The sequence below is a fragment of the bacterium genome (assembly GCA_004322275.1).
GTDB lineage: Bacteria > Desulfobacterota > Deferrisomatia > Deferrisomatales > BM512 > SCTA01.
In genome coordinates this window covers 1-20,041 of the sequence record SCTA01000042.1, presented here as the reverse complement: position 1 = coordinate 20,041, position 20,041 = coordinate 1, and the positions used below count along the sequence as shown (strand labels likewise).

The 20,041-nt window shown below is 57.1% G+C and carries 21 protein-coding genes; 10 read left to right on the top strand and 11 right to left on the bottom strand.

The genetic code is table 11. The annotated features are described in order from the left end of the window. Window positions 1–360 precede the first annotated feature (360 nt). Window positions 361–555 (top strand): DUF1059 domain-containing protein, encoded by a 195-nt coding sequence (locus tag EPN96_12765; GenBank protein ID TAL15508.1) that lies wholly within the window; start codon window positions 361–363, stop codon window positions 553–555. 117 nt (window positions 556–672) lie between these two features. Continuing rightward, window positions 673–1,047, top strand: coding sequence for a VOC family protein (locus tag EPN96_12760; protein ID TAL15507.1), 375 nt, complete (start codon window positions 673–675; stop codon window positions 1,045–1,047). A 12-nt stretch (window positions 1,048–1,059) separates the two neighbouring features. Here EPN96_12760 and msrA read toward each other — a convergent pair whose 3' ends face one another. Beyond that, window positions 1,060–1,668, bottom strand: a complete 609-nt coding sequence (msrA, locus tag EPN96_12755; protein ID TAL15506.1) for a peptide-methionine (S)-S-oxide reductase — start codon at window positions 1,666–1,668, stop codon at window positions 1,060–1,062. Between the two features lie 280 nt (window positions 1,669–1,948). Between msrA and EPN96_12750 the strand changes: the two genes are divergently transcribed. Next, complete coding sequence (locus EPN96_12750) at window positions 1,949–4,480, top strand: response regulator (protein ID TAL15505.1); 2,532 nt, start codon at window positions 1,949–1,951, stop codon at window positions 4,478–4,480. Between the two features lie 31 nt (window positions 4,481–4,511). Continuing rightward, window positions 4,512–5,540, top strand: a complete 1,029-nt coding sequence (locus EPN96_12745; GenBank protein TAL15504.1) for a hypothetical protein — start codon at window positions 4,512–4,514, stop codon at window positions 5,538–5,540. Window positions 5,541–5,638: 98 nt separating this feature from the next. Here EPN96_12745 and EPN96_12740 read toward each other — a convergent pair whose 3' ends face one another. The 3 genes from EPN96_12740 to EPN96_12730 all read right to left on the bottom strand — a co-directional run bounded on the left by EPN96_12740 (window position 5,639) and on the right by EPN96_12730 (window position 8,668). Continuing rightward, entirely contained in the window at window positions 5,639–7,204 is a 1,566-nt protein-coding gene (locus EPN96_12740) for a hypothetical protein (GenBank protein ID TAL15503.1), read from the bottom strand. A 158-nt stretch (window positions 7,205–7,362) separates the two neighbouring features. After that, the gene (locus EPN96_12735) at window positions 7,363–8,169 is read right to left on the bottom strand and encodes a methyltransferase domain-containing protein (GenBank protein TAL15502.1); all 807 of its coding nucleotides are present in this window, start codon (window positions 8,167–8,169) and stop codon (window positions 7,363–7,365) included. Window positions 8,170–8,245: 76 nt separating this feature from the next. After that, window positions 8,246–8,668 carry a glyoxalase/bleomycin resistance/extradiol dioxygenase family protein gene (locus EPN96_12730; protein TAL15501.1) on the bottom strand — a complete coding sequence of 141 codons (423 nt, stop codon included), beginning with the start codon at window positions 8,666–8,668 and terminating at the stop codon, window positions 8,246–8,248. Window positions 8,669–8,796: 128 nt separating this feature from the next. Between EPN96_12730 and murI the strand changes: the two genes are divergently transcribed. After that, the gene (gene murI, locus EPN96_12725) at window positions 8,797–9,615 is read left to right on the top strand and encodes a glutamate racemase (protein ID TAL15500.1); all 819 of its coding nucleotides are present in this window, start codon (window positions 8,797–8,799) and stop codon (window positions 9,613–9,615) included. Between the two features lie 79 nt (window positions 9,616–9,694). On the opposite strand, the gene EPN96_12720 is transcribed toward murI, so the two are convergent. The 6 genes from EPN96_12720 to EPN96_12695 all read right to left on the bottom strand — a co-directional run bounded on the left by EPN96_12720 (window position 9,695) and on the right by EPN96_12695 (window position 12,666). Continuing rightward, complete coding sequence (locus EPN96_12720) at window positions 9,695–9,985, bottom strand: DUF1540 domain-containing protein (GenBank protein TAL15499.1); 291 nt, start codon at window positions 9,983–9,985, stop codon at window positions 9,695–9,697. A 112-nt stretch (window positions 9,986–10,097) separates the two neighbouring features. Next, a complete protein-coding gene (locus EPN96_12715; GenBank protein TAL15498.1) occupies window positions 10,098–10,454 on the bottom strand; it encodes a DUF1622 domain-containing protein in 357 nt (118 codons plus the stop codon). A gap of 115 nt (window positions 10,455–10,569) precedes the next feature. Beyond that, window positions 10,570–11,082 (bottom strand): hypothetical protein, encoded by a 513-nt coding sequence (locus EPN96_12710; GenBank protein ID TAL15497.1) that lies wholly within the window; start codon window positions 11,080–11,082, stop codon window positions 10,570–10,572. Window positions 11,083–11,415: 333 nt separating this feature from the next. Continuing rightward, window positions 11,416–11,838 (bottom strand): hypothetical protein, encoded by a 423-nt coding sequence (locus EPN96_12705; protein TAL15496.1) that lies wholly within the window; start codon window positions 11,836–11,838, stop codon window positions 11,416–11,418. Window positions 11,839–12,050: 212 nt separating this feature from the next. Next, entirely contained in the window at window positions 12,051–12,254 is a 204-nt protein-coding gene (locus EPN96_12700) for a hypothetical protein (GenBank protein TAL15495.1), read from the bottom strand. Window positions 12,255–12,324: 70 nt separating this feature from the next. Beyond that, complete coding sequence (locus tag EPN96_12695; GenBank protein TAL15494.1) at window positions 12,325–12,666, bottom strand: hypothetical protein; 342 nt, start codon at window positions 12,664–12,666, stop codon at window positions 12,325–12,327. Between the two features lie 76 nt (window positions 12,667–12,742). Between EPN96_12695 and EPN96_12690 the strand changes: the two genes are divergently transcribed. After that, the gene (locus EPN96_12690) at window positions 12,743–13,489 is read left to right on the top strand and encodes a hypothetical protein (GenBank protein TAL15493.1); all 747 of its coding nucleotides are present in this window, start codon (window positions 12,743–12,745) and stop codon (window positions 13,487–13,489) included. A 356-nt stretch (window positions 13,490–13,845) separates the two neighbouring features. Here EPN96_12690 and EPN96_12685 read toward each other — a convergent pair whose 3' ends face one another. Continuing rightward, entirely contained in the window at window positions 13,846–14,370 is a 525-nt protein-coding gene (locus tag EPN96_12685; GenBank protein TAL15492.1) for a NosL family protein, read from the bottom strand. Between the two features lie 350 nt (window positions 14,371–14,720). Between EPN96_12685 and EPN96_12680 the strand changes: the two genes are divergently transcribed. From EPN96_12680 to EPN96_12665, 4 genes are all read left to right on the top strand, one after another. Beyond that, window positions 14,721–15,128 carry a glycine zipper 2TM domain-containing protein gene (locus EPN96_12680; GenBank protein TAL15510.1) on the top strand — a complete coding sequence of 136 codons (408 nt, stop codon included), beginning with the start codon at window positions 14,721–14,723 and terminating at the stop codon, window positions 15,126–15,128. A 223-nt stretch (window positions 15,129–15,351) separates the two neighbouring features. Then, the gene (gene ettA / locus EPN96_12675) at window positions 15,352–17,004 is read left to right on the top strand and encodes an energy-dependent translational throttle protein EttA (protein ID TAL15509.1); all 1,653 of its coding nucleotides are present in this window, start codon (window positions 15,352–15,354) and stop codon (window positions 17,002–17,004) included. 307 nt (window positions 17,005–17,311) lie between these two features. Then, entirely contained in the window at window positions 17,312–18,238 is a 927-nt protein-coding gene (locus EPN96_12670; protein ID TAL15491.1) for a hypothetical protein, read from the top strand. Next, a partial coding sequence (locus EPN96_12665; GenBank protein ID TAL15490.1) for a tetratricopeptide repeat protein occupies window positions 18,235–20,041 on the top strand: 1,807 nt, incomplete at its 3' end. The genes EPN96_12670 and EPN96_12665, both read left to right, overlap by 4 nt.

Here is a 20,041-nt window from a genome sequence, read left to right as displayed (position 1 = left end):
CCGGGCTGAGTTTTGGGCCACCTTTTGCTCACTCAAAAGGTGGCTAGGAGCGCGAGGCAAAGCCTCGCAAGTTGTAAATCGGCGGGCCGAGCCCGCCCTACAGAACTACCCCTGGTTCCTGCTTTTGCGGGAATGACAATACTCCCAAAGCAAGCAGACAGCATATCCATCCCTCCAACGACCAATAGTATCCGCCAATCCCCCAATAAAAATATCTTCCCCGGTTTGACGCTTCGTGACCGGGTGTTAATGTTGATTGTGGGACGAAACGGGATCGCCGTGGAAGGGCGAATCCCGGTCTTTCGGCGGGTTTCTTTCGACTATTTTTAAAGGTAGAGAGCGAGAAAAGGAGAACTTGTCATGGCGAGAAAGTACATCGATTGCCGCGAAGTGCCCGGGTCGAAATGTTCCGTAACCCTGGCTGCCGACACCGAAGAGGATTTGATGGAGGTGGCGATGCTGCACGGGGTGAAATCCCACGGCATGAAAGACGACGCCGAGACGCGCAAGATGATCAAAAAGGCCTTCCATACCGGCTGCCCGAAGTGCGACTGAGAACGCTTCAAAGACATCGGCGAAAAACCCCTGTGAGTTTTCTCGCAGGGGTTTTCCCGCCGTAGGGCAGGGGGATTTTTTTGCTTACGAATATTTGGCGATCACAAGGAGCCGGTTATGAATCCTGTGGGCTGGTTTGAGATTCCGGTGAACGATTTCGACAAGGCGAAGAAGTTCTACGAGGGCGTCTTCGGCGTCGAGATTTCGGTGAACGTGGTGGGGCCGCTGAAGATGGGGTGGTTCCCTATGGACAACATGGACAAATACGGCGCGACGGGGTCGCTGGTGCAGGGCGTCGGCTATACTCCCTCGTCCTGCGGCGTGATAATCTACTTCTCCGTGCCCGACATCGAGGCGAGCCTCAAGAAGGTGGAGGCTCTCGGCGGAAAGACGCTGCTGGCGAAGACCGATATCGGCGAGTACGGCTTCATGGCCCATTTCCTGGATACCGAGGGCAACCACGTAGCCTTTCACACCGCGGCGAAGATGTGATTTAGCTGACGGTCACTTCGGCTTTCCCCAAAGCTCCCGGAGCCTGTCGTCCCTCCCGCAGCCGGACCTGTAGAAGCGGTAGCGAAGCGGGTTTTTGCGGTAGTAGTGCTGGTGGTACTCCTCCGCCGGGTAAAAGGCCGAGGCCGCCGTTATCTCCGTCAAAACCGGGCTTGGAAGGATCTTCGAGCGGTCGAGAGCTGTCTTCGATTCCTCGGCGAGCTTTCGCTGTTCTTCGCCGCTGTAGAAGATGGCGCTACGGTACTGGCTGCCCACGTCGCAGAACTGCCTGTCTGCCACCGTCGGGTCGATGTTTTTCCAGAAGACGTCGAGGAGCTTCTGATAGCTCACCTTCGCGGGGTCGTAGACCACCTTAACCGCCTCGGCGTGGCCGGTGACGCCGGAGGAGACCTCCTCGTAAGTCGGATTGACCTTGCGCCCGCCGGTGTAGCCGGACGTTACCGAGATAACTCCGTCAAGCTCGTCGAAGGGGTGCTCCATGCACCAGAAACACCCGCCCGCGAAGATGGCGGTCTCGTAAGTTTTTTCGCCCGTTGCCGCGAATGATATCCGGGCCGCAACCAGAATAAGGGTAACGGCGTATACAGTCAGTAGAGTTTTCATTTTCTCACCAATCCAGCCTTTCCTGTGGAGAGATACTGAGGAAGTCTGCTTCAAGGGTATCACCATACGGGAGGTTGTGAAGCGGATTCCATCCGGTTTCAGACTGGTATGGCGGGGGGTGAAAGCTCCCGCCCGGCAGCGCGGTTTTTGCTTTGGGTTTGCGGGGCCCGGCAAGGTTGCTATATATTAAGGACGATTTACGTGCGATTTTAGTTCCCTGCGGCACGCTGCGGGGAGACGCGCAGAACAATGAACAGGTTTTCTTCCGGGATTTAAATTATTGGCAAGCTTTCGCGCTTTCGGCATAGCCAATTCCAGCCGCCAGCTTCCCGCCGGTCTTTTGACGGGCTTTTTCGGCCTTATGCTGATAATTGGAGCCTGGAGCGGCATCTTTTACCTTACCGCGCGCGACCATAGGGAGGAAACCGGGCGCATCCGGAGCGAAAACGCCATCATGGCGCGCGCCTTCGAGGAATACGCCAGGCGAGTCATGAGGACGGCGGACAACGCGCTTCTCTACCTGAAAAAAGAATATGAGAAAAACGGCGCCGTTTCGGAAAGCATGAGAAGTTTCGGCGAGTTGACCAAAGAGGATCTCTCCGCCGTCCAGGTCGCCCTCTCCGACAAGGACGGCTTTCTCGTCTACAGCGCGGTTCCCCTTAAAGGCCCTCTGAACATCTCCGACCGCGAGCACTTCCAGGTCCATCTCAAGGACCCGGACGCGGGGCTCTTCGTAGGCAAACCCCTCAAAACCCAGGCAACGGGCACCTGGTCTTTTTTCCTTAGCAGGCGGCTCGACAACCCGGACGGCTCCTTCGCCGGGATTGTCTCCTTAGGGCTCGACCCTTTCTACTTCGGAAAGGTCTACGACAACATCATCCTGGGCGATTTTCGGTCCGGGCTCATCGTGGGAACCGACCACATCGTCAGGGTGCGCATAAGCCCCGCCACCAAAATGGTCGGCGACGACATAAGCGGCTACAGCCCGGTTTTCAGGGAGGCCGCCCAGAGCTCCGTCGGCCATTACGAACTCATCTCCGCCGTGGACAACAAGGAGAGAATGGCGAGCTATCGCGCCATGCCGGATTATCCGCTGATTGTAATAGTATCCATCCTGAAGGGTCCGGCGCTGGCTAATTTCGAGAGCAGAAAAAAGGTTTACCACACCGGAACCTTGATCTTCTCTGTCTTCGTCGCGGGATTCTGCTTCTTTTTAATCCGCGCCGAGATACGCTCGAAGAAAAGCAGCCTTACGGTTCAAAGAGAGCTTGTAGAGAGGAAAAAGGCCGAAGACGCCCTGCGGGTCAGCGAGAAGCGCTTCCGCGAGCTGGCGAGGATGCTTCCCGAGATAGTCTTTGAAATGGACGAAGCCGGAATGGTCACTTTCGTCAATGAGCAGGCTTTCAAGGTCACGGATTTTACCAAGAAGGATATTCAAAACGGTTTTCCCGCAGTCAATTTCCTGGTGCCGGAAGAGAGGGAACGCGGCGCAAAGGCCATAAAGGACATTCTCGGGGGCGCTCTCAGCCGGGGTTTGGATTTCACTTTATTGGGCAAGAACGGCGCGACTTTCCCCGTAATGATCTTTGCCTCTCCGATTCTGGACGAAGGACAGGCGTCGGGACTGCGGGGAATAATAGTCGATGTCAGCAGGCTGAAAGAGACCGAGGCGAAGCTTATTCAGGCCCAGAAAATGGAGGCGGTCGGAATCCTGACCGGCGGCATCGCCCACGACTTCAACAACATAATCCAGGCGATCTCGGGTTTTCTGAACCTCTCCCTCATGTCCGGCAAGCTTGACGAGAAAAACGAGGATTGGCTTAAAAAGGCCGACGCCAGCTGCTCACGCGCTGCCGAGCTGGTCCACGGGCTCCTTACCTTCAGCAGGAAGAAGGAACTACGGCTCCAGAGCGTGGACATGAACGCGGAGATAAAAAATTCCGTAGCCATTCTGGAGCGGACCCTTCCGCAGACGCTCGGCATAGAGCTGTCCCTCGCCGAGGAGATACTCTGCGTCAAAGCCGACCCGATTCAGGTGGAGCACATTCTCCTCAACCTCGCCTCCAACTCCAACGACGCCCTCGGGGGGAGGGGAAAGATACGCATCTCAACGCGGAGCTTCGAGATAAGAGAGCCGGTCAAGGGGTGGCAGGTGGAGCCCGGAAGGTATGTGCGCCTGAGCGTGGAGGACGACGGCGAAGGGATGGACGAAGACACGATCCGCCATATCTTCGACCCTTTTTTCACGACAAAGGAGGTCGGCAAGGGCACCGGACTCGGCCTCGCCATCGTCTACGGACTGGTCAAGGAGCACGGCGGGTACATAGAGTGCGTGAGCAAAAAGGGTGTCGGCACGGCCTTTCACCTTTATTTTCCGGCAACCGGCGAGTGCCCCGCTTTTGTTCCCTCCTTCATGAAGGAGGGAACCGCCCCCTCGGAGAGAAAGCCCACGCTGCTCGTCGCGGACGACAACGAAGGAGTACTGGAAACGGTCTCCGAAGCCCTTAAAAACGAGGGAATGCTGGTGTTCGAGGCCGCCAGCGGCGAGGAGGCGCTGGACCTCTACCGCCAAAATCAGGGCATAATAGACCTCGTGGTTCTCGACGTGGGCATGCCCGGCATGGGCGGCCTGCAGTGCCTCAAGGAGCTTCGCAGGATAAACCCCTCCTGCAAGGTCATCATCGCCACCGGTTATGCCCTTCCGGCGGTGCCCGCCGACGACGAAGGGCGTTTTGCGGATTCCATATTGTCGAAACCGTACAGATTAAACGAACTTATCGAAGAGATATTCAAGGTCGCCGGACAGCGGTAGAGTTACCGGCTTTGGGAGAGCGAGTTAGAAAATGAGAAACTGTTCGGGAGAATTAATCGACGATAAATTCGGCTTTCAGTGGTTCGGGTGGCTTTTCGGAGTTGTCTTTTTAGCCGTGAGCGTAGTTATCGGGCAATACAACTACCTCCTCTTCCACAGCATCGTGGAGATTGCCGCCATAGTGGTGTCCTGTTGCATCTTCACCCTCGCGTGGAACGCCTGTCTTAAAATGGAGAACAGCTTTTTCGTTTTTCTGGGCGTGGCGCACCTCGTCATAGCGATAATCCAGACGCTTCACACCCTTGCCTACAAAGGGATGGGCGTATTCCCCGGAGCGGGTTCCAACCTGCCCACCCAGCTTTGGGTGGGAGCGAGGTACGTGGAAGCCGCAGCCCTTCTCGCCGCTCCCTCTCTCCTCACGCGCCGGGCGCCGCCCCTCGCCCTGGTTGCGGTCGGCTTTCTGGTCCTCGCCGGAGTCACCGGCGCCATCTTCGCCGGCGTTTTCCCCGACTGCTTTATCGAGCCCACAGGCCTTACCGCCTTTAAAAAGGTCAGCGAGTACGTCATCTGCCTTGTCATGGCGGCAGCCCTGTACCGTTTCTGGAGAAACAGGGAGCGCTTCTCGCCCAGGACCTTCCAGTTTCTCGCGGCGTACATAGTGGCGACGATTCTTGCGGAAATCTTCTTCACCTTCTACATAAGCGTCTTCGGAATATCCAATTTCGCCGGGCATCTGCTAAAAACTGTCGGGGTCCTGTTTCTTTTCGAGGCGACGGTGGCTTCGGCTATACGGCAGCCCTTCGAGGTGCTGTACCGCGAACTCGACGAGAGCCGCAGGGCTCTGGGCATCGAAAGGGACTCGCTGAAAAAGGCGCTGGAGGAGGTGAAGGCTCTCAGCGGCCTTCTGCCGATTTGCGCCAGCTGCAAGAAGATACGCAACGACAAGGGGTACTGGGAGCAGATTGAAACCTACGTCTGCGAACATTCCGAGGCCAGATTCAGCCACGGAGTGTGCCCGGAGTGCATGCAAAAGCTTTACTCCGAATATTCCAAAGATTAGTTTTCGCCCTCCTGCAGCAGTGGGCCATGAAATAAACCCCTGCGGCGCAGACCCCGGAAGGGCGCTAGCGGCCCTTTCCGGGGCAAGCACAAAACAGGTCAGTCATTCCACGAGGAAACCACAAACCGCAGTTGCCCGGAAACGCCCGGCTCGCTCTTGCTGTCGAACGGGACCGCCATCTGCAGCTTGCCGCTCTCAAGCGTCTCGTAGGAAAGCGATCGGCTGGCGCGGCCGAGGTTCTCACTCTGCCAGTCGAAAGTAACCGCCCATTCGCCACCCGCCGTTTGCGGCGGGATCATTTCAACCACCAGCGTATCCCGGAACATATATCCGCCTTCAAAATGCGAATCCGGCCAGAATTTGCGCTCAACCTCGTAATCCGGCACGCGAACCCCGAGTGTCAGGCCGTAAGCCAGCGAAGGGCGCACCTTGCTTATGCGGGCGCGGTTGGAGAGGAACACGGAAGACAAAAATATGCTTCTGGCGCTTTTTTTCTTCGGGTCCACCAGATCCTGATGGCTTCGGCAGGCAACCGAGTCCTCTTCCGCCACGCGGCGCGTCAGAGTCCAGCGCTTGCCCCGGGGCGAAGCCAACAGCTCGAACTGGTAAAGGGCGTTGACCGGCTTTCCCTGGATATCGGGCGGGAGCTGTACCGTCTCCACGTCCAGCCATACGTCGACCCGTATGTCCCCGAAGAGGAAGCGCGTGAGGTTCTGGTAAGCCTCCTCGCTGTTTACAATGCCGAAGTAGCCCGAGTGGGAACGGTAGGCGTAGGCCGTGGCGCACGGGGCGGATACCTGCCCGTCGGCGTTTACGCCCCAGACCGAAGCGTTCTCGATTTTGACCAGACCGTCGCTGCCGTGACCGGCGAAGGCCCTGGACATGCCCATAGCGACCTCGTAATCCGCCCGGTTCGTGCCCACCATGCAAAAAAACCGGTCGGACGGAAAGGAGTCTTCAAAAATCCAGTCCACGCGCCCGGTTTTTTTGTAGATGGACTCCAGCTTGAGGTATCTGGACATATACTCACGGTTGAAATTGTTCATGTCAGCGGCGCTAAGCCACTTCGGGACGTTGATGCCGGCCATTTCAATGCCGTTGTGGGGCGTCGCGTAGGTGAACACTTTGTCCACGCTGAGCCGGGCGTTTTTATCCCCGAGTTCGGGGTTTTGCAGGAAAGCGCGGCAGACCAGCCCTCCCATAGAGTGCGCGACCAGGTAACAGCGAAAGTTTTCAGCCGTAACGCCGCTTTGGGGGTGAGCGCAGACCAGATCGCGAACGCGGAGAATAAGTTGGCTCAACCCTTTTGCAAAGTCAGCGATTTCCGGAGTCTTGCCCGTGCCCAGCAGGGTCGAGGCCTGATCGTAATAGCGGTAGATTACAATCGATCTGGGAGGAATAGCGCCCTCCCAGTCGTCATCCATTATATCCAGCCCGTTTTCGTAAACATCCGAATATTCGTAGTCGGAGGTGAGACGCAGCACGGGAGACTCAAAAATGAATTTCTTGGCGGGTTTGTCCTTGTCCGGCGTGGCGCGGTACACCGTAGAGCCGAGATTGAAACCGCAGAAAGGATCGGCGGTGGTCTCGTTCTGCTCACCCTCGGTCATGGCGTAGCCGCGGACGTAAATTATCGGGTAAAAGGGAGCGTTCGGGTTTTCCATGATTTCCTCCTCGCCTGTGGTCTGTTTAAATGTTTCTGAAATACTAGCATTGAATTTTTATGCCGCAATAATCTGACGGCAAAACAAAAAAAGCCAACCCCGCCGGGATTGGCTTTCTTTCGTATCGAGGGAATAGACGGTTTGCCAATCAGGTCGAGTTAAGGAACCCTAAGCCCCGTGGCTTTGAAAAAGGTATAGCAGAAGACCCCGTCCGCTTCGGCGGCCCTTTTGAGCCCTGCGATTCCCTTCTCCCACTCGGCTTTTGTCGCCATCTTCCGGGCGAGAGCCTTTTCCCGTACGCCCTCGATCATCGAAGTGAAGGTGTTTTTCGTGAAACCCTCTACCAGTTGCGGGCGGGAGGAGTCCACGTAGACCATGCGAGGGGAGACGCGCACGTCTTCAAACCCGGCTCCGGTAAGAAGGGGATAAAGCTCCCTGCCGATATTGGCGTTGCCGCCGTTCTCGGCCTGTAGAGCTACCTGGCACCCGATGACCCTGCGGGCGTCGGGATTGTCCGGGTGAAAAAACACCGAGCCGTGGTCGCCCTCGATTACGGTAATCGTTCCCCCCGGCCTCAGGATGCGTTTGAGACGGGTGAGCGCTCTTACCGGGTCGGGAAGATGTTCGAGGACGAAACATATGAATACGTGGTCGAAACCGGATTCGGGGAAGGGGAGGTCGAAGAGGTCGCCCTGTTTGAAGGTCACGTTCGGAACGCCGGTGAGTTTTTGCCTCGCCTCGGCGAGGCTTTTTTCCGAGATATCGACGCAGGTGATTTTGGAGCGGGGATTTTTTTCGGCGAGAAAGACGGTCTGCGCGCCGACGCCGCACCCCGCCTCAAGTATCTCGCTTCCCTCCGGGAAGACGGAATCGTGGTGCAAGAGAGCGGACAGGGTGTTGGCCTGATCGCACAGCCTCTCGCCCTCCCTCGCCGCGTAGCCGTGAACGTACCCGCTCTCATCCATGCCGTCTCTCCTCGCAAAGTGTCGAGGGAAAAATAAGCACCCGAGGCGCGGGAGTCAACAAACCATCGGCTTAAAGCTATTTGGCTGCCTGTTTTTGCTGCTTGAGGAAGGCTTCCATGTCCATGTAGACAAAATCCCACATATGGCCGTCGAGATCCTCGAAGCCGCGCGAATACATGAAGCCGTAATCCTGCGGCTCGCCCGGCTTCGCGCCCGCCGCGACGGCCTTCTTAACAATTTCGTCCACCTTCTCGCGGTCTTCCACGGTAAGGCTCACTATCGCCTCGGTGCATCTGTGCGCCTCGCAGATAGGCTTTTTGATGAAGGTAAGAAAGAACGGCTCCACAAGCAGCATGGCGAAGATGTTCTCGCCCAGTATCAGGCAGGTGGCGTTTTCGTCGGTGAATTTCGGGTCGAAGGAGTAGCCGAGTTTCGTGAAAAACTCCACCGACCGCTTGAGGTCTTTAACGGAAAAGTTCAGGAAGATCTGGGTAGCCATCTGTCATCCTTTGCGCGCGGGTTAACTCTGTGCTGACTGAAGTCTAGCGCAGGGCGAAAGATAGTCCAGAAGGCGATGCGCTGCATTCGCTATTGTCCGGGCAAGGGCTTATCGCCTATCCTTCTGCCATGAGTGATTCTCCGATAGGCATTTTCGACTCGGGAGTAGGGGGGCTGTCCGTGCTGCGCGACATCGCGGCGCTTATGCTCTCCGAAAACCTCCTCTACCTCGCCGATCAGGCGAACGTCCCTTACGGGCATCGGCCGCTGGAAGAAGTGCGCGGCTTTTCGGAGGGGATTACCCGCTTTTTGCTCGCGAAAAAGGCGAAGCTTGTCGTCGTGGCCTGCCACACCGCTTCGGGCGCGGCGCTCTATTCTTTGAGGGAGAGTTTTCCCGGCGTTCCCTTCGTCGGCATAGAGCCCGCCGTAAAACCCGCCGCGCTTGGTAGCCGTGTGAAGGCGATTGGCGTTCTCGCCACTCCGGCCACCTTCGAGGGGCCGCTTTTCGCCCGCGTGGTGGAGCAGTTTGCAAAAGACGTGCGCCTCGTCGGCAGGACCTGCCCCGGCCTCGTGGAGATAATCGAAGCGGGGGAGGTTAACGGGGAGCGGATTCGCCGCTACCTCGAAGGGGTATTGCACCCTTTGCTTGAAGAGGGGATTGACGCGCTCGTGCTTGGCTGCACTCATTACCCCTTCGCGCTTGAGACGATAAGAGAGATAGTCGGCCCCGGAGTCGCGATAGTGGACCCTTGCCCCGGGGTCGCCCGGCAGGTAAAGCGCGTGCTGGAAGAGAGGGGGCTTTCCGGGTCAGGCGAGGGCGCGGGAGAACGCCGCTACTTCACCAGCGGCGCCTCCGAGGGACTGGAAAAGGCGCTGAGACTTCTCCTCTGCCAGGAAGCCCCCGTAGGCCGCGTCCGCTGGCTGGACGGCGAACTGGAGGAAGTTTAAAAGCCGGGGAATAAACAACCCCCTGCGCCGCAGGAACGGAGCGCAGGGGGCGAAGGAGAATGCGGGTAGTGGCGGGGCGTCAGCGCTTTAGAAACGTCAGGCAATCGGGTTGGTTGTGCTTCATCGCCACGTGAACGCCCTCGGCCGAGCATTCGAGATTCTTGTTGTGGGAGCAGTCGCTCATCTTGCATGCGCCGACGAAGGTCTTCGCCTCCTTTACGCCGCCGCAGATCGGCAGATGCGTAAAGGTGTCGCACATCGGATCGCTCCCCTGACCGATGGTTATCGCCATCGTGTGGCACGTCGCATCCTTGTTGTAAGAGCAACTCTTCACCTTGCAGTCGAGAACGTGGGGTATCTTCATCGCCATGACTCGCGCTCCTCTCCGCCCAAAACGGGCCGTAAAGATGTGTCGCTTAGGAAGTTACTGCCGGAAAAACCAAAGTCAAGCACAGGGAGAACAATTTCGCCCAAACGGCCTGTCAGGGATTTTCCGGCTCCTTCTGGCGTTGCCAGGGCCATCGTCCTTCAACTTCCAATTGGAGGGTCATGCTCAAAAAAGTCCGGATCAGCACGATCAACCCCAGTATCGACACATTCAGGAGGGTCGGGTCGCCGACTACGCTCCGGATGATGTCTCCCGCAATCAGAAACTCAAGGCTGAGCAGAATGGCGCGGCCAAGATCTTCCCGGAGCCTTCGATAGCGCTCACCCTCGTCCTGCGGATGCCTGAAGGCCGCGCGAACAAGGGCAAGGACCGCGCCCCCCGCGATGATCACTACGCCGACTGCATCGAGGATCAAACCAAGCGTGGCCATCAACTCTCGCAAAGTCGCCATTTCCGTTCTCTCCGCCCAAAGCTGAAAAAATGCTGAACAATCAAAGCTTGCCACTCACAAACAAAAAGCCAACCCCCAAGGGCTGGCTTTGTTCGCAGAAAATGCCTTGCGCGGCTCAGGGAACAACTACCACAGAGTACCCCTGAGCCTGATATCCCGAAACGGAAACAAAACCGTTAACCACATGGGTGATCTCCGGCAGGACCGAGGCGGGGGCGACCCCCATTACCTTAAGAGCATAGTCGCACACTTCGAGCGTAACGCCATCCGCTTTCATTTGCCGTAACGTTTCCGCAAACTTCTCCACTTCCGGCACTTCCTCAGGCTTGAATCCCGACCGGTCGGTGGAAAGCATTTTTACCGCCGGGCCGTGAAACACCACCACCGTGCGCGGCGGCTTGGGAAGCGCCCGGACGCTCTCCTCCTGATACACGTCTCTTACCGCCCAGAATACAATATTTGCAATTTTAGGGTTTCCCTGCGAAACGTCGAAAACCGTGTCGAGACCATTGACGCCTTTAAGAGCGGCATATTCCCCGGCGTTGGCGGCTCCGGCTGACAAGAAGATTGCCGCGGCAATCAGAAGGGAGGGGATTAAGAGCAACCATCTTTTTTCGGTTCTGCGCATTGTATTCTCCTCTCGCAGGTTTTAGGCCTTAGAAGAACCGCCAACCTCTGTCACCTCGGGACATTGCGGTTTCCTGCAGATTGAATACAAGGAGTCTAGCACCCCTGAGGAAAAGTCAAGGAGAGGGTTAAGAAATCATGAATGCACCATGCAATATGGCCTGCTTCGAGGAAATAAATAAAACCCCTTGCGTTCCAGATGGAGCACAAGGGGTTTATAGGAGAGAGCATTTTTACTCCGGGTTGCGACTCGGAATTTTAAAAACCTGACGAAACAAAGTATACGGCAGAGGTGGCGGGAGACGGTCCGCCGTCCGAAAATCGCCGCCTGAAATTACTTGGCTGTTACCTTGCCGTCCTTGATGATTACGGCGTACTTGTAGCCGGCACCGAAGTCTACGTCGGTGGAAAGCTCGCCCTTCACCACGACCTGATCGCCGACCTTTGCGACATCGTTGCTTGTAACGACTAAATCGTCGGTGCCGGCGGAGCCTGTGCCGTCCTTAATGTGAAACCAGTTGGTGCGCATGATTCCGCCGGAGAACTTGACGACCTTGCCGGTGATGGCGATGTTTTTACCCTTGAGAGCGGCTGTTTTTGTAAAAACGTCGGACACCGTGCAGTCGGTGTAAGAGGCCGCTTCGGAGGCTGCTTTTACCGCGGGCTCGGCGGCTTTGGTTTCGGAAAAACCGGCGGTGCAGGCGATGGTGACGAGGGACAAGACTACGGCTGCGGAAAGCAGGTGCTTCGTTTTCATGAGCAAAGACTCCTTTACTTGAATTGTGCGTCAATTTTTAAAATTCGGGTAATTTTCAACTCGGGCGGGCCGAGGTCACGCCGTTACGGTTCTTTTGCGACCGCACAACATATCCTCATTCCCGGACTTACACAACGCATGAATCCGCGGCTGAGGATCATGATCAAAGCGAAGACCCCGGATGAGGCCACAAGAGGGGCAAAAGAGAAGGCTCACTCATTCCGACCGATGGAGTAGATAGGGCAGGAAAGGCGGAATTTGCATGTTTCCTTGGGATGGCGGCAGCCCAGGCCCTCGCGCACCTCGAAAATATCTCCGAATTTCTGGCAGGTGAGGTACTTGCGGCCGGTGATGCCTTCAGCCTCGTTCTCTGCCTTCTCGTTGATCAGGGCAGGTTTGGTCTTTTCGTCCGTCATGGGATTCCTTGCTGTTGCTCGATTCATAATTTGGATAAAACTTACGGGCGAGGAAAGTTTTAACGAAACCTTAACGCCCCGAAGCGCGTCCAAAGGCTATCACAAACATACCAAACCGGGGCTGCAAAAAGAAAGCTCTGCAAAAAGCGAGGCTTAAGAGATGAAGAGAACCGGAAACCTTCTTGCCGCAATCGCGCTTTTGGGTGCATTCCTTTTCTTGTCGGGATGCTGCGGGATGTACCACCACCGTCATGTAGACAACTGCCCCCAGGCCGCCCCACAGGGTGACGCCAAACCCTGCTGCCCGGACACCGTCAAGCCCGCCGGAGGCGCACAGGGTAAGTAAACCCGTAAAATCGGTGCAACCGCTCGCATCAGAAAAGGACCATGCTTTGGCATGGTCTTTTTTCATTTTGGAAGCCCGGAAAGTTGCGAAAGGATGTAAAATTGTATAACTGAGTTAACAGCAACGGGCAGGAGCGGCATCATTGAAGAAAACCACCGCCTCCGGGGGTGCGCCGGAGGACCTAGCAACTATCCAGCAGCGTTTTAACGCAGCGATGGCGCGTTTCAACTCCCGAAAAAGTTACCGCTGGTTCGGGATTGCGGTCGCCACGGCCAACGTTTCACTCCAGGCCCTGCTCCTTTGGCGCCTTCGGGAGATACACTTGACGATCGGCGCCTGGATCGGAGCCCTTCTTGTAGCATATGTGCTGACTGATTTCATAAACGGGCTGGTGCACATGTACATGGACGCCAACGATCGCTACGATTCCTTTGCGGGCCCCCTGATAGCGAACTTTCACCTCCACCACCGGACTCCCCTCTACACGTCCCGGAGCCTGCCCGTTGTCTATTTCATGGAAAGCGGCTCCAAAGTCTGGCTGGTTCCCTGTCTCGCCGCGGTCCTCTGGCTTTCCGCGTCCGGCCACCTCGGTCCCTGGCTCGCCCACGTACTCGTTTTCACCGGGGTCCTCTCCTCCGTCGCCGAAGTCTCACACTACCTTTGCCACACCTCCAACTCACCCGTCGCAAGGGTTCTCGGAAACTCGGGCATACTTCTCTCCAAACGCCACCACGCAGCGCATCACCTAAAGGATAACGTCAGGTACGCTTTTCTTAACGGCCTCACAGACCCCTTGCTCGACCTCATCGCCGCAAAACTCTCCCCCGGCTACAAAAACCACACCGATCTCCATTATGCCGCCTACGAAACCAGCGAAAACAGCCGGTAAGTTGTGTAGGATCCTATGAGCCTTAGGGACGAGCGGCAGGGTCACCGGGAGCTGACCAGGCTGAAGGCCGACCGTGCAAGGGAAGTAAACCGGATAAAGGGATTGTTGGACGGTCAGGGGGTTGTTCTCGCTAAAAGGGGAAAGGCCGACGCCGACCTTTAGGAGTTGACGCTATGGGGCGGCTCTCCCCTGCCGGAAGGATTGAAGGAACGCATAAGGCGCGGGCAGGAGAGAATAAAGCTACGTGTAGAAAACCTACCTTAACAGTTTTTCACGAAATACTTAAAATCGCCGAAATGAAAAGGGCCGCCTCGTGGGAGAGCGGCCCTTTTGTTATTAACTGTAAGCGGCGCGGATTACTTGCCTTTCTGTTCCTCGGCGGCTTTCATCCTTTTGGCTTTTCTGCGGGCGCGGATGGCTTTGGTGTCGTCGTCCATGTCGGCGTAGGCGGCGTCCATAGCAGCTTCAAAGTTCGCTATTGAGCCCTTGCTGGCGGAGATGAAGGCGTCGGCATCGGCCTTGTTGGCGAAAGCCCACTTCGGACGGCTCGTCATTACTCCGCTTACGTCGCCGCCGATTACCCATGTCGCCTTTTCGGCGTCGATAAGCTCTTTTGTGTTGTAGTCGCCGACTTTTATGGCTACCGGGTCTTTGTCGATGGCGTTTGAGAGTTCGGTTGCCGCGCAGTGGATAGAGCAGGTGCCGGAAAAAGAGCCGTCGTCGTAGTCGATCAGCATGCGGCTGTGGGCGAATTTCTCGCGGTTCATCCCGCAGTATTTGCAGGACGGTGCTTTCGTCACGTCTTCGGCAGCCGCGAAAGCGGGCGCGCAGAAGGTTGCGATGGCGATCAGAGCGGCGAAAATCCAGATCAGGCGCTTCATGTTTTCCTCCTCAAAGCGGTGGCGGTATGGTCTCCCGCGCGGTGTCCTGAAACAATATACCCCATGTTTGCGGGGTATCAAGGAAAGCGAAGACACTAAGATTTTGGGACAATCGGCAGTCAACGCCAGAGCGCATGACAGATGGCGGGCACTTTTCTCAAAATACGATTTCCTCTTCCCTTCCGTCCCTGACCCCTTCTGGTATTCTTTTGGTGAGATATTTATTCACGTCAATAAAGGAGCCGAAGATGAAGAAGATACATATGCCCGCCGTGGCGCTTTTGTGCGTCTTTTCAACCTGCGCGTTCGCCGCTTCGGAGTTGGTGATGTACCCCAACAGGGGGCAGTCGATGGAGCAGATCGAGAAGGACAAGTACGAGTGCTACGTCTGGGCCAAATCGGAATCCGGCTACGATCCGCTGAATCTCGGCGACAAGAGCTCGCAGAGTTCCACAGTCCCGCCGCCGGAGCCCCAGCGCAGCGTGGGCAGCAGCGCCGCGAAGGGCGGCCTGGGAGGAGCGCTCCTCGGCGCGGGGCTCGGCGCTCTTTTGGGCGGCAAACGCGGTGCGCTCACCGGCGCGGCTATCGGCGGCATCGGGGGAGCGGTGGTCGGCAGCGAATCGCAAAAATCGGAGAACCAGAGGGAGGCCGAAAGGCAGCGGCTGAGCGAGCAGGCCCGCACGGAAGATGAAAAGCGCGACAAGTACGAGAGGGCCTTCTCTGCGTGCCTTGAGGGCAGGGGATACATAATTAAGTAAGGTTTTTGGGTGAAGACGTTCAGCAACTGCAGCAAGGGCGGGGTCTTTGGGACTCCGCCTTCGCTTTATTCCCGTTGCTGTTATTCGCAATTTTGTGTATCTTCCCGCTTCCCTGATGAAAAACTACTGCGCGTCTCCTTGTAACCGGCCCTTCTAGTTACGTTTTTCATGAATTCATATAGGAGAATTAGAATTGGCAAAGCAGTATCAGTACGTATACGTGATGAAGGGGCTCGGAAAGGTCTATCCTCCCAAGCGCCAGGTTCTGAAGGATATATGGCTCTCTTTCCTCCCCGGAGCGAAGATCGGCGTCCTGGGCCTTAACGGCTCGGGCAAATCCTCGCTGCTGAAGATTATGGCGGGGCTGGACAAGGATTTCATCGGCGAGGCGTGGGCAGCAGAGGGGCTTTCCGTGGGGTTTCTCCCGCAGGAGCCGCAGCTCGACCCAACGAAGACTGTCTATGAGTGCGTGCTGGAAGGCGTCGCCAAGACAAAGGCGCTTCTGGACGAATTCGAGCAGATATCGATGAAGTTCGCCGAGCCGATGAGCGACGACGAGATGGACAAGCTCCTCACCCGTCAGGGGCAGCTTCAGGACGCCATCGACCACGCCGGAGCCTGGGAGCTCGACCGAAAGCTGGAGATTGCGATGGACGCCCTCCGCCTTCCCCCGGCGGAGCAGAACACCGCCTCCCTCTCCGGCGGAGAAAAGCGCCGCGTGGCCCTCTGCCGCCTCCTTCTCAGCCAGCCCGACATGCTCCTTCTGGACGAGCCGACAAACCACCTAGACGCCGAATCGGTAGGGTGGCTCGAACGCTATCTGGGCGAATACCCCGGCACCGTCGTCGCCGTAACGCATGACCGCTACTTCCTCGATAACGTGGCCGGGTGGATTCTGGAGCTAGACCGCGGCGAGGGGATTCCGTGGGAGGGAAACTACTCCTCGTGGCTGGAGCAGAAGGAAAAGCGCCTCCAGCAGGAAGAGAAGCAGGCCAGCGCCCGCCAGAAGACCCTCGACCGCGAGCTCGAATGGATTCGCATGGCTCCCAAGGCCCGTCACGCCAAGGGCAAGGCCCGCATAAACGAATACGAAAAGATGCTTGCCGAGGACAACACCCAGAAGGCCGAAGCTGGAGCGATAGTCATTCCGCCGGGGCCCCGCCTCGGTGAGAACGTCGTGGAGGCGAAGGCGCTTACGAAGGTTTACGACGACAAGGTCATCTTCGAGAACCTCAATTTCCGCCTTCCCCCCGGCGGCATCGTCGGCATCATCGGGCCGAACGGCGCGGGCAAATCCACCCTCCTTCGCCTCATCGCCGGGCAGGAAAAGCCCGACTCGGGAGAGCTGAAGATAGGCGAAACGGTAAAGCTCGCCTACGTGGACCAGTCGCGCGACGCCCTGAACCCGGACAAGAACGTCTGGGAAGAGATCACCGGCGGCGCCGATTTCATCGAGATGGGCAAGAGAAAGATTTCCTCGCGCGCCTACGTCGGGGCCTTCAACTTCAAGGGCGCCGACCAGCAGAAGCTCGTCGGGCAACTCTCCGGCGGAGAGCGCAACCGCGTCCACCTTGCCAAGCTCCTGAGGAGCGGCGGCAACCTCATCATGCTCGACGAACCGACCAACGATCTCGACATCGACACCCTGAGGTCGCTGGAGGAAGCCCTCCTCGAATTCGCCGGCTGCGCCGTCGTCGTCTCGCACGACCGCTGGTTCCTCGACAGGATAGCGACCCACATGCTTGCCTTCGAGGGCGATTCCTCCGCCGTCTGGTTCGAGGGGAATTTCCAGGACTACGAAGAGGACAAGAAGCGCAGGCTTGGCGTCGAGGCGGACAGGCCGCACCGGATGAAATACAAAAAGCTGGTTCACTAAAATTTGGGCTTTATAATATGCAGGGTGATGCGTTTCATGGTCGTCCGGCAAAAAACACAGCAGCAGCGGCACAATCCCGGTTGAAGATGATTCGGGGCGGTGATAGACTCTTGCAATCAGGTGCGCCCACCCTTGACGTGACGCAGTGTACGGGAGCTTCCTTAGAGTGGCGAGTACGCAAACCAACGTTCACACAATCGCTTTCGTTTTCGACCGGCCGCGTTCCAAACACCATTGGTCGCAAGCGTTTGTCCAACTTGACGTGGACGCCGATCCCGGTCGCCGGGCCGTTTGCGGCAATTGGCGCATGGATCACAGGATAGGATCGACCCGGGAAAGCACGTTGCTGGGCAGCTCGGAATTCCAGGAAGCGCCGGACGGCGAAAAGTGGTGGAAGCAGATGCGCGATTATTTTACGCGCAGGATTTGTCTTCCCGCTCATTCCGGCCCCAGTGGACTATGCTCGGCCTATGTGGATTCCTGTAACGGCGCGAATGCGGTCGGACCTAAAATCCTGGCGAGTTTCGACCAATTGCTTCACGTCGCATCCCTGAACAATATGCTATGGCGTCTTGCTGGAGCCGAGTACCACACTTTCGACCTTGATTATAAATTTCACGAGATAACCGGGTGCTCCCTTCCCCAACGCCGGCCCGGTGCGGACGACCGATTCAAGGCGGATGTTGACGCTATCGCTGCCGAAGTAATGGGTAAGCCGGACAAGGTGAAGGAAATGGCCGGGCTGCTGAGTGATGCCCTTACGCAGAACCAACCGCCCTGGTGGGCTTGTTTTGCAGAGGAAGCAGGGCCCTATTACGACGCCGGAGATTGGGTTAAACTCTGCCGTGTCCTTGGGTTGGGGCATTTTCACGATGGTCACTGGGTTCTTTCCTGGCGCTACGAAGTGGGACTCGCCGGGACGGTTTACCGGCCCACCGTCGTCGAAGCCAACGACGGCCCCTTCCATTTCCCTTCGCCGCCGTCGGAGCCTTACGGAATCACCATGCCGCTCGACCTCGGAGACGTTCCGGCATGTTGCGAAGTCGTGCATCCTCCCCTGACCGGACAAGCCGCCGTCAGGGCTTGCACGGGCTTATTGGGGCATATGGAAGGCGCGCCTTGTTCCACCGGCGATCTGCATCTTTTTCGCCAACGGCACACAGAGCGGTTGAAAACAAATTACAACAAACCCCAAAATCAGGAATGGTTTAATCGCCACATGGGTATCTCGTGAACGGCTCTTATCATCCCTATCAAAGGGTTCGCGCCCAGCTAAACGAAATGGCCGCGGAGAGAAACAGCGACCGCTTTGCGGAATGCCTTTCCGGCATGCATTTACCAGCCGTGGGGGGGAACGCATATCCTGCGGACATCCTCTACGGCGGACTTACCCTGTCTCCTTACGATCCGGATCTGGGGGCGACTCTCGCCGATCTTGCCGTGCCTCTTTGCGCCGAACTGGCTCAAGCCATTGAAGCGGCCTCAGAGGTTGAATTACAAAGAGCCGTTGGCGCGACCGTGGATGTAACTACCGGTTCCGTTTCCTCCCAAAAGCTTTTGGACGACGAGACCTACATATTCAACCTGTTCCTTTTCATTTCCTATCTGCCCAAAAATGAAAAACTCTTTGACGTCCTTAAGCGCTTTTTCATCGAGGGATTTCATCTGGGCGTGTTTCTGTCAGGGCAGGGACGGGCGGGGCGTCAGTTGCGTCAGGCGCTGATCTATCAGCAAACGGACGAAAGCTTCGAGAGCCATTGGCTCGGCCTCATTGACTCGGTAAAAAGTAACATCGGTCACCTCACCGGCGATAATCTGACCACACTGGCGGAAGCCTGGCGCGGGCTTTTATGGGTGCCCCCAACGCCGGAAGATCGCGAGGCGGGCCGGATTGTGTCCATCGACAGGCTGGACACGGGGCTTACAAAGCTTGCGGATGTAACCTCTGAAAACCCATCGGATTCTCTGAAACTTCTACGCTACGCTGTACGGCATTTGGTTGACGCCTATCCCCGATCACCCGAATTTTGGATTAAGGAGTTTCGCCCAAAGTACGCCGGTTGGCCCCAACTTCTCCAGGATGTTGCTGATGAACAATGGCCGCTGCTGGTGGAAGAAGAACCCGCTCCTGTAGCAGACCTTCCCCCAATGACGGAAGCGGCGTTAAATGCATGGAACGGCCTCTCTGCGGAAGAGCGTGAGAAGATCGCCATGACGGCTGGGGAAAGCGACGTTGAGCGCTGGAAAAAGATATGGCAGGACCTCATTTTTGCGCCTGAACACAAAGGGCCTAGCTGGAGTAAAGGGTTACAAGAGATCAAAAGCGCTTGGGAGAAAAAAGAATCTTCCCTCAAAAGCAGGAAAAAAGGACATATTGCGCCGGACGAGGGGATTGCCCGCGAAATTCCCGCCCGCCCTTCCTTCAAAAGAAGCAGTTTTGATCGCATTGCCGCTTTCGAGCGGGTTGGCAAGGTGCTAGAGGAAATAGCCCTGGCCCTCAAACAACATAAATTTGAAACGGCGAAAAAATATCTGGATAAACTCATCGAAGTCCAGATAGAAACCCGCACGAAGCCCGAACTGATAGCCAAGACCCTAAGCAACGTAGCGGCGTTGGCTCTGGATTCCCAGCAGTTTGAATGGGCGCTGGAACTATATGAGCGTGCCGGGCAGAAATGTCCGACCGATCCGGTCATCATGGGCGGACTGGCGGACACGCTCCAGAAGCAGGGCAAGTACGAGGAAGCGGAAGCCCTTTACCGGCAGACGGCGGGGCGTTGGCCCGATAACGCCGTGGCCCACTCCGGGCTGGCGGACACTCTCCAGAAGCAGGGCAGGTACGAGGAAGCGGAAGCCCTTTACCGGCAGGCGTCGGCGCGTTGGCCCGATAACGCCGTGACCTACAACGGACTGGCGGACACGTTTCAGAAGCAGGGCAGGTACGAGGAAGCTGAAGCCCTTTACCGGCAGACGGCGGCGCGTTGGCCCGATAACGCCGTGACCTACAACGGACTGGCGGACACCCTGCAGAAGCAGG

What these genes read in the sequence shown, in the direction of transcription:
- EPN96_12765 (TAL15508.1), top strand. Translation starts at nt 361, where the DNA reads ATGGCGAGAAAGTACATCGATTGCCGCGAAGTGCCCGGGTCGAAATGT.
- EPN96_12760 (TAL15507.1), top strand. Translation starts at nt 673, where the DNA reads ATGAATCCTGTGGGCTGGTTTGAGATTCCGGTGAACGATTTCGACAAG.
- msrA (TAL15506.1), bottom strand. Translation starts at nt 1,668, where the DNA reads ATGAAAACTCTACTGACTGTATACGCCGTTACCCTTATTCTGGTTGCG.
- EPN96_12745 (TAL15504.1), top strand. Translation starts at nt 4,512, where the DNA reads ATGAGAAACTGTTCGGGAGAATTAATCGACGATAAATTCGGCTTTCAG.
- EPN96_12740 (TAL15503.1), bottom strand. Translation starts at nt 7,204, where the DNA reads ATGGAAAACCCGAACGCTCCCTTTTACCCGATAATTTACGTCCGCGGC.
- EPN96_12735 (TAL15502.1), bottom strand. Translation starts at nt 8,169, where the DNA reads ATGGATGAGAGCGGGTACGTTCACGGCTACGCGGCGAGGGAGGGCGAG.
- EPN96_12730 (TAL15501.1), bottom strand. Translation starts at nt 8,668, where the DNA reads ATGGCTACCCAGATCTTCCTGAACTTTTCCGTTAAAGACCTCAAGCGG.
- murI (TAL15500.1), top strand. Translation starts at nt 8,797, where the DNA reads ATGAGTGATTCTCCGATAGGCATTTTCGACTCGGGAGTAGGGGGGCTG.
- EPN96_12720 (TAL15499.1), bottom strand. Translation starts at nt 9,985, where the DNA reads ATGGCGATGAAGATACCCCACGTTCTCGACTGCAAGGTGAAGAGTTGC.
- EPN96_12715 (TAL15498.1), bottom strand. Translation starts at nt 10,454, where the DNA reads ATGGCGACTTTGCGAGAGTTGATGGCCACGCTTGGTTTGATCCTCGAT.
- EPN96_12710 (TAL15497.1), bottom strand. Translation starts at nt 11,082, where the DNA reads ATGCGCAGAACCGAAAAAAGATGGTTGCTCTTAATCCCCTCCCTTCTG.
- EPN96_12705 (TAL15496.1), bottom strand. Translation starts at nt 11,838, where the DNA reads ATGAAAACGAAGCACCTGCTTTCCGCAGCCGTAGTCTTGTCCCTCGTC.
- EPN96_12700 (TAL15495.1), bottom strand. Translation starts at nt 12,254, where the DNA reads ATGACGGACGAAAAGACCAAACCTGCCCTGATCAACGAGAAGGCAGAG.
- EPN96_12695 (TAL15494.1), bottom strand. Translation starts at nt 12,666, where the DNA reads ATGAAAAAAGACCATGCCAAAGCATGGTCCTTTTCTGATGCGAGCGGT.
- EPN96_12685 (TAL15492.1), bottom strand. Translation starts at nt 14,370, where the DNA reads ATGAAGCGCCTGATCTGGATTTTCGCCGCTCTGATCGCCATCGCAACC.
- EPN96_12680 (TAL15510.1), top strand. Translation starts at nt 14,721, where the DNA reads ATGGAGCAGATCGAGAAGGACAAGTACGAGTGCTACGTCTGGGCCAAA.
- ettA (TAL15509.1), top strand. Translation starts at nt 15,352, where the DNA reads ATGAAGGGGCTCGGAAAGGTCTATCCTCCCAAGCGCCAGGTTCTGAAG.
- EPN96_12670 (TAL15491.1), top strand. Translation starts at nt 17,312, where the DNA reads ATGGATCACAGGATAGGATCGACCCGGGAAAGCACGTTGCTGGGCAGC.